Annotated in this window: 8 protein-coding genes and 1 tRNA gene; 6 read left to right on the top strand and 3 right to left on the bottom strand. The window is 36.7% G+C overall.

All coding sequences use genetic code 11. The features are described 5' to 3' along the window. Positions 1-9 precede the first annotated feature (9 nt). Positions 10-2,301, bottom strand: a complete 2,292-nt coding sequence (locus tag V8G61_RS03015) for a TonB-dependent receptor domain-containing protein (RefSeq protein ID WP_394873949.1) — start codon at positions 2,299-2,301, stop codon at positions 10-12. Positions 2,302-2,461: 160 nt separating this feature from the next. Here V8G61_RS03015 and V8G61_RS03020 point away from each other — a divergent pair, with 160 nt between their 5' ends. Both V8G61_RS03020 and V8G61_RS03025 read left to right on the top strand, forming a co-directional pair. Further along, positions 2,462-5,380 carry a PEP/pyruvate-binding domain-containing protein gene (locus tag V8G61_RS03020; RefSeq protein ID WP_394873950.1) on the top strand — a complete coding sequence of 973 codons (2,919 nt, stop codon included), beginning with the start codon at positions 2,462-2,464 and terminating at the stop codon, positions 5,378-5,380. Then, on the top strand, positions 5,373-6,641 hold the full coding sequence (locus V8G61_RS03025) for a serine hydrolase (RefSeq protein ID WP_394873951.1): 1,269 nt from the start codon (positions 5,373-5,375) through the stop codon (positions 6,639-6,641). The genes V8G61_RS03020 and V8G61_RS03025 overlap by 8 nt, the downstream gene beginning before the upstream one ends. Here the strand turns inward: V8G61_RS03025 and V8G61_RS03030 are convergent. Next, positions 6,638-9,451 (bottom strand): NTP/NDP exchange transporter, encoded by a 2,814-nt coding sequence (locus V8G61_RS03030; RefSeq protein ID WP_394873952.1) that lies wholly within the window; start codon positions 9,449-9,451, stop codon positions 6,638-6,640. The two genes, V8G61_RS03025 and V8G61_RS03030, sit on opposite strands and share 4 nt — an antisense overlap. Positions 9,452-9,482: 31 nt before the next feature. After that, on the bottom strand, positions 9,483-10,379 hold the full coding sequence (locus V8G61_RS03035) for a serine hydrolase (protein ID WP_394873953.1): 897 nt from the start codon (positions 10,377-10,379) through the stop codon (positions 9,483-9,485). A 318-nt stretch (positions 10,380-10,697) separates the two neighbouring features. Between V8G61_RS03035 and V8G61_RS03040 the strand changes: the two genes are divergently transcribed. The 4 genes from V8G61_RS03040 to V8G61_RS03055 all read left to right on the top strand — a co-directional run bounded on the left by V8G61_RS03040 (position 10,698) and on the right by V8G61_RS03055 (position 14,328). Further along, positions 10,698-10,772, top strand: a tRNA-Pro gene (locus V8G61_RS03040). 187 nt (positions 10,773-10,959) lie between these two features. Further along, a complete protein-coding gene (locus V8G61_RS03045; protein WP_394873954.1) occupies positions 10,960-12,609 on the top strand; it encodes a T9SS type A sorting domain-containing protein in 1,650 nt (549 codons plus the stop codon). A gap of 90 nt (positions 12,610-12,699) precedes the next feature. Then, positions 12,700-13,395 carry a DUF6799 domain-containing protein gene (locus V8G61_RS03050; RefSeq protein ID WP_394873955.1) on the top strand — a complete coding sequence of 232 codons (696 nt, stop codon included), beginning with the start codon at positions 12,700-12,702 and terminating at the stop codon, positions 13,393-13,395. 54 nt (positions 13,396-13,449) lie between these two features. Further along, entirely contained in the window at positions 13,450-14,328 is an 879-nt protein-coding gene (locus V8G61_RS03055) for a hypothetical protein (RefSeq protein WP_394873956.1), read from the top strand. Positions 14,329-14,432: the final 104 nt, after the last annotated feature.

Here is a 14,432-nt window from a genome sequence, read left to right on the forward strand (position 1 = left end):
AAGGTAAATTTAAAAAGAATAATTCAGATTAAATCCTGTAAAATAATTTATCGGGTTTCCCGGATAATAATAACGTGGTGCACTACCTCCGAATCCCACAGCATTAGTAAGAATTTGTGAAGCATAGTCCGTGTCGAAAATGTTATTTAGGCCAAAATATATATTTGCTTTAAAGGACTTAAATAAGGCTTTTTTAAATCCCATCTTAAAATTCGCAAGGCCATAACTATCTGTATACAAACTATTACTATCGGTTATTGGAATTTGTCCTACCTGTTGATAATTCAAATTCCCATAAAGTCCGAAAGGGGTATCAAAATCTAGTAGAGCGTTAAAAACATGCGATGGTACACCGGTAAGATCATTGCCTGAATAATTATTGGTGTCGTCTGTAAATTCTAAAAAAGTAAAATGGTTCCGAGTGTAGCTTATGTGAGAATTTAAACTTGTGTTTTCAGATTTCAGCCAATCATAGGATAAACTTAATTCTATGCCTTCGTGGCGCGTTTTACCCGCATTGATGCCAATATATTGATCCTGTGCTGTACGTTGGGCAACTAACAGATTCTTTAGTGCTAACCGGAACAAGGAAACTGAATATTGCATGCGATCTTTCAAAAAAGTGCCTCGGGAACCTATCTCGTAGTTCCATCCGGTTTCCGGTTTCAAATCTGTATTTAATTGGCCGTCGGGTAATAAGGTTTCATTTGATGAAATAGGGGAAAACCCATGACTTACACTTGAGAACATACTGATATTTTCATTGATCAGGTAGGACATTCCCAGTTTTGGAGACACTATCGTTTTATAGGTATAACGGCCCGATTGATCCGGGTTTTCTGTAGACACCGGAAAACGATCGGTTAAGGTATAACCCGTTTGATTCAGGTTTAACCCAAAGGAAATCGTCCAATCTTTAGAGGCTTCAATATTAGCTTCCGCGAAAGCATTAAAATAATTTCGACGCTCTTTAAAATCGGATAATTTATCGCCCTCAACACTTCCGGTTCCGGGAGGATAATCTTCATATAAATTTTCGAATGTGGCAGAGGCATACCAATCCCTGAATAATTCGCCGCCTAAAGTCCATTGGAATGGTGTGTTTCCTAAATTTCCTTGTCCCAGAAGACGACTGCGGAGTCCGATTGCTGAGGTCTTTTCGGTTAAAATATTAAAAGGGCGTGGCTCGTAGGAATCCCTAAAACTTGTAAAAACACTGGTGAATTGTTTAAGTTTTGAGGTGTAATCGTGAGACCAGGAAATTCCTGCGATCAGGCGGTTCGCATCTTCATAGCCTTGTGCCTGCTTCCAGGTAAAGGCTGCTACTTCAGGATTATTTAAAAAAGTGGCTTCATTAATAGAACTTGGAATAAAAGCTTTTAAATCCACAAAACTTCCAAAAAAAGTGAGTTGGTTCTTTTTGTTTAGGTAATGATCGGAACTTAACGTAAAGGTTTCTCGCTGGTAGTTGTTATTTTCTCTGTACCCATCACTTGAAGTGTGGCTATAAATCGCTTTTATAGCTGAATGTTTCGATCCGACATTTACTTTTGATAGGGCTTTGAAAAGACCGAAAGAACCCATTGATAATTCGGTTTCGAAATTGGTCTGATCTAAAAAAGAGGTCTCGGGTTCCATCCGGATCACACCACCCAAGCCTGCACCATAAATACTCGACGCCGCACCTTTTATGATCTCAAATCGCGAAATAGATCCTAACTCAAAATCTTCAATATTGGTTTCGCCGCTTCCGTTGGTAAGTGGAATATCTTTGAAATAGGCCCTTATTTTTGACGTACCGAAAGGCGTTCGCGCCCCAATACCACGAATGGTAATTCTATTGGTGTTTAATGCTCCACTTTGCATAAAAATGCCGGGAATACGGTTTAAGGTCTTGTCAAAATTCAAAGTATTGCTCCGGGCAATATCATTGGAAGATACAACTGCTATGGCAGCAGTGGCTTTTTTTAAACGTTGGGGAATTTGGCTAGCGCTCACAATAACTTCATCGAGTTGAGAGGGATCCATGACGAGTTGGATAATATAGTATTTACTTGATACCAATTGCATTTTTTTAACCTTGTACCCAAGTACTTCAAATTGATAATAACCCTCCTTATTCAATGTGAAGTTTCCCTCTGTATCGCAAGCGGTCACCAAATTGTTGTTGAGAGAAATAGTGACTAATGGTATTGGGGTTCCATTAACAACATCTACCACCTTGCCTTTTATGCTCTGTTGGGCAAAACTTAAAAGTAAGCTAAATAGTGATAGGAGTGTAACGAAATGCTTACGCGTCATTGCATGAATACTAAAGGTTTATAAAGATTTGCAAAGCTAATAAAAAGGAGTATTTAAATGCATAGTTTAAATCAGAACATAAACCCTTTATTAATAAAAAATGTCTTACATTTAATTGGAATACAAAAATGTACTTTCCCTTAGTAACAGAATTTAATTCATGGTAAAAACGCCCACATTTCTTTTATTATTTATCCTGGTTTGTTGTGGAAAAACCTTTTCTCAAAAAATCAATAATCAAGATATTTCAAAGCGAATTCAAGACTATAAAACGGATATCCGGGGGCCATACAAAGACATTCGGTGGTTTTGTACAGATGGAAGTATACGGCAGCCAAAAGATCCTTGTCCAGATCCTATTGGTCCGGGTGTTCAGCATGCACGATATAAAGACGAAGTAATTGCTTTAGGAAAAAGCAATCACATTTATTTGGGACAAATTTTAGCCTATACTGATAAGGCCGATTTTTGGGATGCTGAAAACAATCACTCCCGATTAAAACAATACCAATTAGAGAAGTATTTGACAGGCGTTGATAACGGTTGGATCAACCGAAAGGGCCAGTTTTATCGCGGCGCAATTCAGGCGGAAGATGAAGCGGCCTGGGGTATTGAATTTTTCACATGGTTGTTGTCTCAGGATAATCTCATCAAAAAAAATTATTTTTTAATTCGGCAATCGCTCAAAGATATCCCGCATCAAGGTGATGATAATTTGTCGCAATTAATTAGGAGTAAGTCTAAAGTAATTTCAGATGAAGTCCCGGAGTTTATGGATTTGCGTGTAAAGATCCACAGTCAGCCAGAAGTTAGTGATGTTGAGAGGGTTAAGGATTTTAAAACATCACATAATTCGAAACTAACTCAAGATCAAATGAAAGCGCTAGATGATTTAATTCGCGTCATGACCACATTTTTTAAACCTGTTGATATAGCGTCATTGAATAAAGATATTTCATTGTTGAAGAGTTCAAAGATCGGTCAGAAAATTGATGCCTACGTTGCTTCAAATAGCCGTAGTTCCAATGTCGCCAAATTAGTTTCGGAAACCTCAGAGTTATTATATGATATAAGAAATGAACTTCTTGAAGAAAAGCAGCCTAAGTCAAGGCTTCAATTACTTGATCTTTCTTTAAAACTTGAAAACATCATTTATAAGAATGCTCCAAACTGGGAAACTGAGGATGTGGGAGAGTTAATTGATAAGGTTTGTTATTTGGGAATGGCTTCTGTTGGTGCCGGATATATAGAGCGCTCGGAATGGGATGCCTTAAGTTTTACTAAAACTCCCGATTCTTTAAATGCTATGACCCTTGGGAACCTAACAACAATTTTACAGAATGCTCAGCGCGAAGTGGAATGGAGTGCCTCAATGTTCAAGGCGAATTATAAGTATGTGGTTAATGAATTTTTAGGATTTGAACCTTTGTCATCTGGATTTATAGATGATAAAATCAGAGGGTCTATTGCCTTGCCACTCGGCCAAACCGTAAGCAAATTGGGTGATTTTATAGCTGAAGCTTCGGAACTCACGAATAAAGTAATGGATATTCCGAATCAAAGTGGTTTTCGGGGTTTAAATCCGGGTTATACTTTGGGACCCTTGGTGGTTGTGTCTGGAGATCCTGATGAGGTTGAAGTTTCGTCGGACAACATCTATATTTTTCAAAGGCCGCCCTCAGATTTAAAACCGGTGGCTGGAATAGCTACCGTTTCGGAAGGTAACCTGGTTTCACACGTGCAATTACTCGCCAGAAATTTGGGCATACCCAATGCGGCACTTTCCGATGAGAATTTAAGGGATCTTCAAAAATTTAACGGACAAATAGTATTCTACGCTGTCTCCAACAAGGGAAATGTTATCATGAAACCAGAGTCAACGATGACAGCCGTTGAAAAATCACTTTTTGAAAAAACCGAGCGCAAAGAAGAAAAAGTTAAGGTCCCGGTAGAACAAATACGTTTAGACCAAACCCATGTTGTAAATCTCAGAACAGTGGATGCCGATGATTCAGGGAAATTGTGTGGTCCTAAGGCAGCAAATTTGGGGCAATTGAAAAAAATGTTTCCAGATCGGGTTGTTGAAGGAATGGTCATTCCTTTCGGTATTTTTAGAGATCATATGAATCAGACCATGTCCGGTCAAAACATGTCGTACTGGGAGTTTCTGAAGAATACCTTTAAGGAGGCGGAAAAAATGCAAGCTCAAGGCATTACCGAGACTGACGTAGAAAAATATCAATTACAACAATTGAGTATCTTACGGGATGCGATTCGGGCGATGCCGTTAAAAGCAGATTTTGTAAGTGAATTGGAAACGGATTTTCAAACTATTTTAGGTAAGGACTTAGGGGACATTCCTGTGTTTTTAAGAAGCGATACCAATATGGAAGATCTGAAGGATTTTACAGGTGCCGGATTAAATTTAACCCTATTCAATGTTCGTGATAAAGGCAAAATTCTTGATGGTATTAAAGAGGTTTGGGCATCACCGTATAGTGAAAGAAGTTTTAAATGGCGTCAAAAGTTTTTACTCAATCCCGAAAATGTGTTTCCTTCTATTTTGGTTATACCTAGTGTGGATGTAGATTATTCAGGTGTATTGATCACCAAAGGAATAAGTAATGGCAATGACAAGGATCTAACCGTAGCTTTCAGTCGCGGTGCCGGAGGGGCTGTGGATGGACAATTTGCAGAAACCTATGTAATCTTTAATTCCGGAAGTTACCAGCTTTTAGCACCATCCAGAGAAACATTGAATAATAGCTTGCCGGAATCCGGAGGCGTAGGTAAAAAGCAAGCCACTTTTGAGCAACCCATTTTAAGTGAGCAAAACTTGAATCAAATTCGGGCCTTCGCCCAAGTAATCAGAGAGAGACTTCCAAAGGAAACTGATGCCGACTATCACGGCGCCTATGACGTTGAACTTGGTTTTAAGAACAATAAAATTTGGTTATTCCAAATTCGACCGTTTGTGGAAAACAAAAAGGCCTTAAGTTCTTCGTATTTGGAAACCATTACTCCTACAATAGACAAAAACAAAAAGATTTCTCTCAACCAAAAAATAAACGATGAATAAAAATTTAATTTTTACACTTTTTGTTTTAAGCTGCCTTTCATTTACAATCAGGCCTTACTACCCCATTGATGGTTACGAACATACGGGAATCAAACGCCTAAAGCGACTCGAGCTTATTAAAAACGGTGAATTGAAGGAACCTCTTAATTTGCCTACAGGGGCACTGAAGTCTTACAAAGACATTACCTTAAATCTGCTACCCAGACAACGTGATAGTTTGATTTGTTTTATAAAGCCGGATCCTATTTTTCAAAAGAAAATTAATGCCTTGTTCCAAGGCTTAGATAAAAGCTATTCGTTAAGCATTCTTGATATTTCAAATATTCAGGATACACATTATGCCTATAGAAATGAAACTTTTGGTTACCAGCCTGGAAGTGTTGGGAAGCTCGCTGTTTTAGCAGGATTATTTACGCAATTAGCTAAAATATACCCTGATGATTTTGAAAAGCGTTTGGAATTACTTCGAAATAAAACCGTGCGGGCGGGTATTTGGGCTTTAACGGATGAGCATACGATACCAATTTTTAATATCGAAACCAACAAACTTGTAAAGCGTCAGGTGGTGGCAAGTGATGTTTTCAGTCTTTTTGAATGGGCAGATCATATGTTGTCTGTAAGTAATAATGGAGCAGCCAGTATTGTATGGCGGGAGGTATTATTGATGCAAATTTTCGGTTCGAAATATCCTGAATTGAGTCAGGAGGAAGCGGACGAATTTTTTAAAACTGCGAACAGAAAGGAACTTATCGATATCGGTAATGATGTGGTGAACTTACCATTACGGGATTTAGAAATATCAGGTGATGAGTGGCGCTTAGGAAGTTTTTTTACAAAAGGAGCAAATACATACGTGGGAGATAAAGGCGGGAGTATAGGAACTCCAGTTGGATTAATGAAATTTCTAATAAAATTAGAGCAAGGACAAGTTGTTGACGCGCCATCAAGTTTAGAAATGAAACGTTTAATGTATATGACTGATAGAAGGATCAGATACGCGCAAGCTCCGGCCTTCAAAGATGCTGCTGTTTTTTTTAAGTCGGGAAGTTTATATAAGTGTGATAGAAGTCAAGGCGAGACCTGTGGGAAATATATGGGAAATGTTCAAAATTTCATGAACTCTGTTGCGATTATAGAACATCCTAATGGAAAAAAATACATGGTCGTTTTAATGACCAATGTTTTACGCAAAAATTCTGCAACAGATCACATGGTTCTGGCTGGAAGTATCGACAAAATTATTCAAGCCTCTTCCTATTAATTCTGTAAACTTTCAAGGACTTCAATGGCAAAAAGTTTTATTTTTTCGTCATTGCTTTTTGCGCATGTTTCCACCAAAGGCACGTATTTTTTGTCGTTTTCAATTTTAATCAAATACAAAACCGCTCGTTTCAGTTTAACATCATTGGCCTCTAATAGCAACTTAAAGCACTCAAATTCAGATAGTATTTTCTGTTGAATTTTCTGGATAACCTCATCCGAGGTAATATCCAAAACTGTATTTTCAATGATAGGAATAAGCTTTCTTTTGAGGTCTCCGGTAAGAAGGTTGTCTAAAAATTCAATGGCATTATTTCGCGCTTCATGTTTTTCGCTGGTAAGACTAAAATAGGCGATTTCTACATCCTTTTGTTGGTATTTTAAACCTAATAATTTAAAGATACGCTCCAAACTCGAATCCAGTCTGTGTTCTAACAGATCTAGTAATACCGATCGGGCATCGCGTTCTTCTTCACTTAATACTTCCTTGGTTCTTTTTCTGTTCCGATATTGTTGAATTATTTGGGTATGTAAAGCCGAAAGGGTCTTTTGATATAATTTACATTCCTCCAAAATCATGCGAACCACTTTATACCGATTGAACTTAAATTTAGGGGATTTCCGTTTTATATTGCTCAGAGATCGAATCACTTCAAGTCGGATACTTAAATCGCGATCATCAATCAAAAGAAGGAGCTGTGTAATAGCTTCCTGAGAATTGAAAGTTTCAAAAAGTCCGGGAACTCTCCTGCAGATCTCAATTGAATAAACCCTTGCCTTTACTTGGTCAACTAGGGTAGGTAAAAGCGCATTTCCAAAATTTAATAATGCTTCCTGAGCAGGTTCCCGAAGGATCTTGTGAGTTAGGAAACCCATTAGGGGCTTTATGAATAAAGGGTCTAAAGTAAGACCGGAAGCATAAATAGACGTTGCAAGTACGTCTTGATCTTTATGTTTTAAGTAGGTTTGTAAGAAGGGATAATACTTTTGGAGGTTAGCATTTCCTATAGTTCTCAATGTAAATTTTAAGGTTGAAATATCAGCTTTATTGTTGGCGATGTAAGAAATTTGCTGGGCTAAACGCTGATCTAAATTATAATTTTGTTTAAGAGAATAATTATTTTTTGCTTCCCGTGCTAGGCATAACAAGGCGGCGTTGGAAATGGTTTTGTTCTCATGGTCAAGATAGGTTTTATAAAAGCCATGATTATTTTTAGGTTGACGTAACAAGACGTATTCTAAAGTAGCTAAAACAAGATTTTCGTCATTAGATTTCAACAATTCAGGAACCTCAGACAACACATTTACATTGTTTAAGTAATACAGGTTTTCAATGGCAGCAATTTTTATTTTGTTTGAAGGATGTTTTAATAGTTGTTTTAATTCTCCGGCAAAGCGCTTGTCGTTGATCTCAAGGAGTTTATTCAACATGAATAAAATTTGATTTTCAGTACCTTTAGTGAATACCGTCTTCATCCCATTTAAGACAGATCCCTTTGGTTTCAATGAGTTTTTAGAACCAATATTTTTTTCCGTTATGAGGGCTAAATTCTCCCGGAACGTGTTGAAATACTCCAAACGCACTTTATAAACAAAATAAATCCAAATGATTACCAATAGGAGAATGATGACGGAAATATAAAAAGTACCCAAATCGAGTCCTTTCACTATAAATATGAGGATAAAACCTGCTATTCCTGTGGCAATACTGTCGACGACGACATCAATGTAAGATTTTGTTTTATTTTTTAGATCAAAGGGCAGGGGAAGAGATAGTAATTCAATGGCGCTTTTATGAATAGATTGTTTCATAGTAGCATCAATGGCCTTGATAAGTATCACGATAATCAATTCCGGAAAAACCAAGAATATCAAACATCCAATAAAGATCCCAAAAGGAAGCAATCCTAATGAGAACCCTACACCCCAAACACCAACAATACGTCTTGTAAAGAAAAGCTGAATTCCCAATGAAATCAGGTTGAATGTAGAGAACCAAAAAGCAAAGAAAGTTGCAAGCGAATCAGGATCCGGAATCCTGGACGAGGCAAAATCACTGAATAAATAATCAACCAGTTTTGCAACAACAACGCTAACACCAACAATGCCTGCAATATAGCTCAGATGTTTAGAGTTTTTTATGAGTTGGAATGGTTTCTCCGTCGTTACGATTGCTCGTTTTTTCTTTTTAAATTGATTCAAGCCTTTAACTCGTAGCTTCCAAATCTGGTTTATGACGGGGAAACAGATGATCAATAAAAAGGCCGCAATAAAAATTAAATTTTCAATACCTATCCAAGGGACAAGAATAGAAGTTAAATAACCTCCAAAAATTCCTCCTAAAATAGCACCGGAACCAATAAAACCAAAAATTCGTTTTGCTTCTCGAACATTAAAAACCATATTGGCTAAAACCCAAAATTGAGATGCTGAGAGAACGGCAAAAATAGCTACCCAAACATAAAAGAAGTACAGGAGCCAAATATTAATTAGCTTGAAACTTAAAACAATACCTAAGCCAAGTAAAAGAATAACGGAAATGGCCAGGGTAATCCGAATAATTTTTTTGAGTTGAAAGGAAACTAAAGCTCTATAATAAAAATAGGAACTTAAAACGGCAACGAAGGCCACTATTAAATAGGCAAATGGTAAACTTTCAACACCCAAATCAGAAAGGAATAACGCGTTTACCGTTGGTTTAACAATCAGCAAGGTGGTGATTATTAAAAATATGTAAGCCTGCATCAAAAAGGAGATTTTAATTTCTCCATCCCTGATGTCGAAGATATTTTTAATTGTATTTAGAAACATGTAATTAAAAGATGCTTCGCTAAATGTAAGTCTAAATTTTTAAAACTCTTTCTACAGGCTTGACCAAATTTCTAATAATTTGTTCTCCATTTGGGTCGTTCACTAAGGCAACTAAAATGTATCTTCTATTTGTATTATCGCCCCAAACCAAAATAGAGTCAGAATGATAGGTTTTCCAGGTACCTGATTTTCGGTATAATTGAGCCTTAGGAGCTATTTTTTCAATAATGCTGACGAATTTATGGTGTAAATCGGGATTTCCCATAATTTCCAACATTTGCTTTGACCGTTCATAATTAACGAGTTTACCATTCGCTAAGAGGTAATAATACCGGCAAACCTGATTTGCCGTTGCAGCATGACTTAAATTTTTGATGGGTTCTCTGTTAGTGTCGCCACCACCACCGTAACGTTTACCAACCCATAAACCTCCACCATGATTTCGATCATACAACATGTATTTTGGGTCAGTCATTACGCTTTCAATTTTTGTATAACCTAAACGGTTTATCATACGTGTAGCGGCCTGATTATCTGATTTTGCAATCATCAATCTTAAATCGGATTTTATTTCAGGTGTTTCCTTGAGTTCCTTTTTATCTAAGGCATCTTCTGCGGCCAATAATATGGCAATTTTTGGCAAACTTGCTGCGTACATCATTGTGCCCCCGTTAAGACTTGCATATTTTACGTTCTTTGGGTCACTGAGATCGACAAGCCCAATTGACATCTTCTTCTCTGTGATCAATTTCTGCCAATGCATGTTGGCATTCAATTCTTTTTCAAGGCTTTCTTGCAAGGTTTTATCAGCGAGCTCCAAAAGCGGTTTTATTTCTGAATTTTCAATCTTAATGGGTAATCCAGTTTGGTTTTCATTCGGAAAATTCAAGCTAAATAAAAACAAAAAAAACAGGGCTTTTGTATTCATGTTTTACAAAAATTTTTTTTCAGTAAATGTATCTAAATATTTCATTATTATAGTGTTAAAGTTTCTTTGAGTATGATAATTAATTTTGTTCAGGAATTACGCTCTTTGTTAGTATTTGGATGTTTTCAAAGTGTTAAAATTTCAATGAAAAATCTCAAAAAAATTTAAAGACTTAGACCTTATATTTTCCCTTTTTTAGTAATTGTTCGTTGAAGTACTTATCGAAATTTTGTTTCCAAAAGACAAAATATTTTTATTTATAAGTATGGAAGGAAAAATAAAAAAAGTATATTTGCACCCCGTTATAGATAAGCCACTCGGGGTGTAGCGTAGCCCGGTTATCGCGCCTGCTTTGGGAGCAGGAGGTCGCAGGTTCGAATCCTGCCACCCCGACAAAATAAAAACCCTGTTACAAATGTGTGACAGGGTTTTGTGTTTATAGCTATTAACACTGCTTATTGAGTATTAGTTTTAATACATTATTTGGGTTAACTTCTTCTTCCAAAATTGACCAAAATCATTGTGTGTTCTAAACTTTAAATCAACCTTATTTGGTTAAAAATATTTAAAATTTGCACTCATGAAAAAAATTATAATTCCTGTTTTTCTGTGCTTTTTCTATATCAAGTCATCTTGTCAAATTAGTCAATTTCCATATCTTGAGGGATTTGAAAATATCACACTTCTCCATGGAATTAATGTTTATTTTATGGACCATTGGTTTGGAAATTTCGTAGACGGAACCCGAATATTTATTGAAAATACCAATACTAAAAATGGCACACAAGCTTTAGGTTTATGGCCGGTTGTTGAGGAGGGTGAAGATGAAGAAGAAATTGAAATTATTGCGCAGGTTGATCTTGATCTTACCGGATTAGAAAATGTTGTTTCTGATTTTTGGATAGCTACTGAAGCCACAGATGCCATGAAACATGTGAAGTTATACATGATGATTTCACAAGACGGCGGAATCACATTTGGCCCTAAATTTTTGATAGGCTCGGATCATCGTGGGTTCACAAACACGAATACACCCTACAAAGAATTTATTTTCGCATTGCATCCGAATTCTTTTAACAACCCCTTAGTTGTTTTACGATTTTTGGCGAAAGCCGGTGCCAAGTCGGGATACGCAGCAAAAATACTTTTAGACGATGTTTTGATTTACGCGGCACCGGAGGATGTATTTCCACCCATTGTGGCTGAGCCCTCAGTAATTAATGTGAATCAAATTAATATTCAATTTAGTGAACCACTTGGCGATTCGGCTCTAAACCCTGAAAATTACGCATTCTTAAATGCATCACCCGCAGTAGAGAGCGTTAACTTTATAACTCCTGATCTTGTGTCTTTGCATTTATCGGTGCCTGTAGACATTGGGAAGTATTATAATTTACTCGTGTCGAATGTTGAAGATGTGGCCGGAAATAGTATGATAGCGAATACATTCACTATAGTTTATAACCCACTTAAAGAAGGCCTTGTTATTACGGAGATTTTATATGATGAACCACCGGCAGGACAAAATGATTATTTAGAATTGATTGAGTTATATAATTATACCGATGATCCTATTGAACTGGGTGGCCTTATGATTAAAGGAGGCATAGCTAGTGGCAAATTACCTGAATCAACAGTGCCGCCTAAATCATATTGGATTATTGTAAAAGATGCCGCAGCATTTTCAAGTTTCTTTGGTATTTCGGCATATCAATGGCACGGCGCTAACCTGAGTAATGATGAGCCTGAAGCCATTTTTTTAACAAACACCGAACATCACTCGGGCGTAAAAATAGATTCGCTCACTTACGGTATTGGGGCACCTTGGCCGTCTGGAGCTTCTGGAGGTGGTTACTCTATGGAATTGATCGATCCTTCTGCTGATAATACCAAACCTGAAAACTGGCAGAATTCTAGTACCTACTTCGGAATGTACAATGGCTCGGCCATTTATGCGTCTCCTGGCGCTGAAAATTCAGTATTGGGAATTCATAATCCATTTCTGGAAAAGCAGATCGTAATGTATCCTAACCCAAGTCGAAATGTTTTAACGATTACTTCAAAAATTGAGTTAATCAAGGTTGAAATTTATTCATTGCTAGGTTATAAGATTCAGATAATTAACTCCGATTTCGATGTGATCTCTTTAAGAAGCATAGCGCCTGGAATTTACCTGCTTAAGATTAGTTCCGTTCAGGGCGCGATTGTTAAAAAAATGATAAAAACCTGAATTAATTCGGTCGAATAAGCTGAGATAAATTTTACCCTCTTGTATAACTGATGGATATCATTTCCTGCAAATTGCTCTAGGACTACTTTTATGCCATTAATAATTTTAAATAAACCCACAATGAAAACTATATTATTATTAGGAGCCCTATTTATTATGGGGACTTCAAGCCTAATTGCTCAGGATAAATTACAAGATCAGGATCGTGACCGAGATCAAGACCGGGTAATGTTAGTGGATGGCGATTTATTGCAAATTCGCGATCGTGATCAAATTAGATTAAAGGACCAAATTGTTCTAAATGATGGTACTATCGTATACCCAGATGGTTCGTACATGACAAAAGACCGTCAACGATTACAACTAAAAGATGGTGAGTGTCTTGATAATGACGGTGTAAAATATCGCAATGAATATCAATACCGTTATAAAGTTCAACAAGAAAACAAGGGATTATCAGCAAACCAAATTCAGGAGCGTAATCTAAACAGATACCAAATTGCGATGATTAATGGTGAAGCCTATCAAATCCAAAATCAATCCCAATATAGAGTGACCGAGCAGATGCGTCTTAATAATGGTACTACGGTTAATCCTGATGGTTCCTACCAAACAAGAGATCGAAAACAAATGCAGTTGAAAGATGGAGAATGTTTAAATATGAACGGTGAAATGTTTAAAAATATGATGCAACACCGCAAAATGATAAACACTAAGTCCACCATGAAAAATAAGATGCAAATCAAACCCCAGATTAAACAGCAAGCCAAACGGGCTGGAGCTTAGCGTAAAAACAAAAGGGATTTTAGTAATAAAATCCCTTTTTTAATTTTTTTAATTATGAAAACGTTTAAAATTAAATTAAGCCTGATCTCATTATTCGTCTTGAGCGGTTTTTTCCTATTTGGCCAAAACACAACAAATACTGAAAATCGAGTTACGGCTAACGGTGATTCCCATCTTTCGATAGGTTTGAATTATATTAATGATGCTGTTTATATGGGTAGAAAAGATTCGATCACAGCACCATATATATATCCAACGCTAACATACCACAATAAAAGTGGGTTTTATGTTACAGGATCCTTATCATACCTCACCAGATCGAATGAAAGCCGAGTGGATCTGTTTCTTGGAACCCTAGGTTTTGACTTCAATTCTGATAAATTTAGTGGCGATATTTCTTTCACTAAATATTTTTTCAATGATGATAGTTACAATGTTATTTCGGAAGTTGAAGCTGATATTACAGCTATGGCCAGTTACGATTTTGAGATATTAAAAACCTCCATAACATTGATAACCTTTTTTAACAATGGTGGAAGTTCAGACCTTATTCTGAACCCAGAAATAGGACATGATTTTGTTAGTGCGCAAGGTGATTTTCAAATATCACCAGCTGTAGGGGTGTACTTTAGTTCGCAAAATTTTTACGAACAATACTACATCTATAATCGCTTTGGTAGTGGCCGTGGTAAAGGTTCGGGTACAACTCAAACAACATCCTCAGTAGTTCTTAATGAGCGAGAGAATTTTGATTTGATGGCTATAGAATTTAGTCTTCCTATCTGGTATGTCTCAGATCCTATAACCGTTTACGGTATGCCTGTTTTAGTGATCCCTCAAAATCCGGCAACCCTAACTATAGATTCTACGATTTATGAAGAAGATTTAGAGAATACTTTTTATATCGTTCTAGGTGTGAATTATAAGTTTTAAAAACCATAATTATTTATCACTCTTACCAGTGATTTTCCCCCAAACTGACTAGTCTCATTTATTCTATTTCAGAGTATAATTAAATTTAGAAAAGGCTGTAAGCC

Origin of the sequence: Gaetbulibacter sp. M240 (genome assembly GCF_043876815.1) — a bacterium.
GTDB lineage: Bacteria > Bacteroidota > Bacteroidia > Flavobacteriales > Flavobacteriaceae > Gaetbulibacter_A.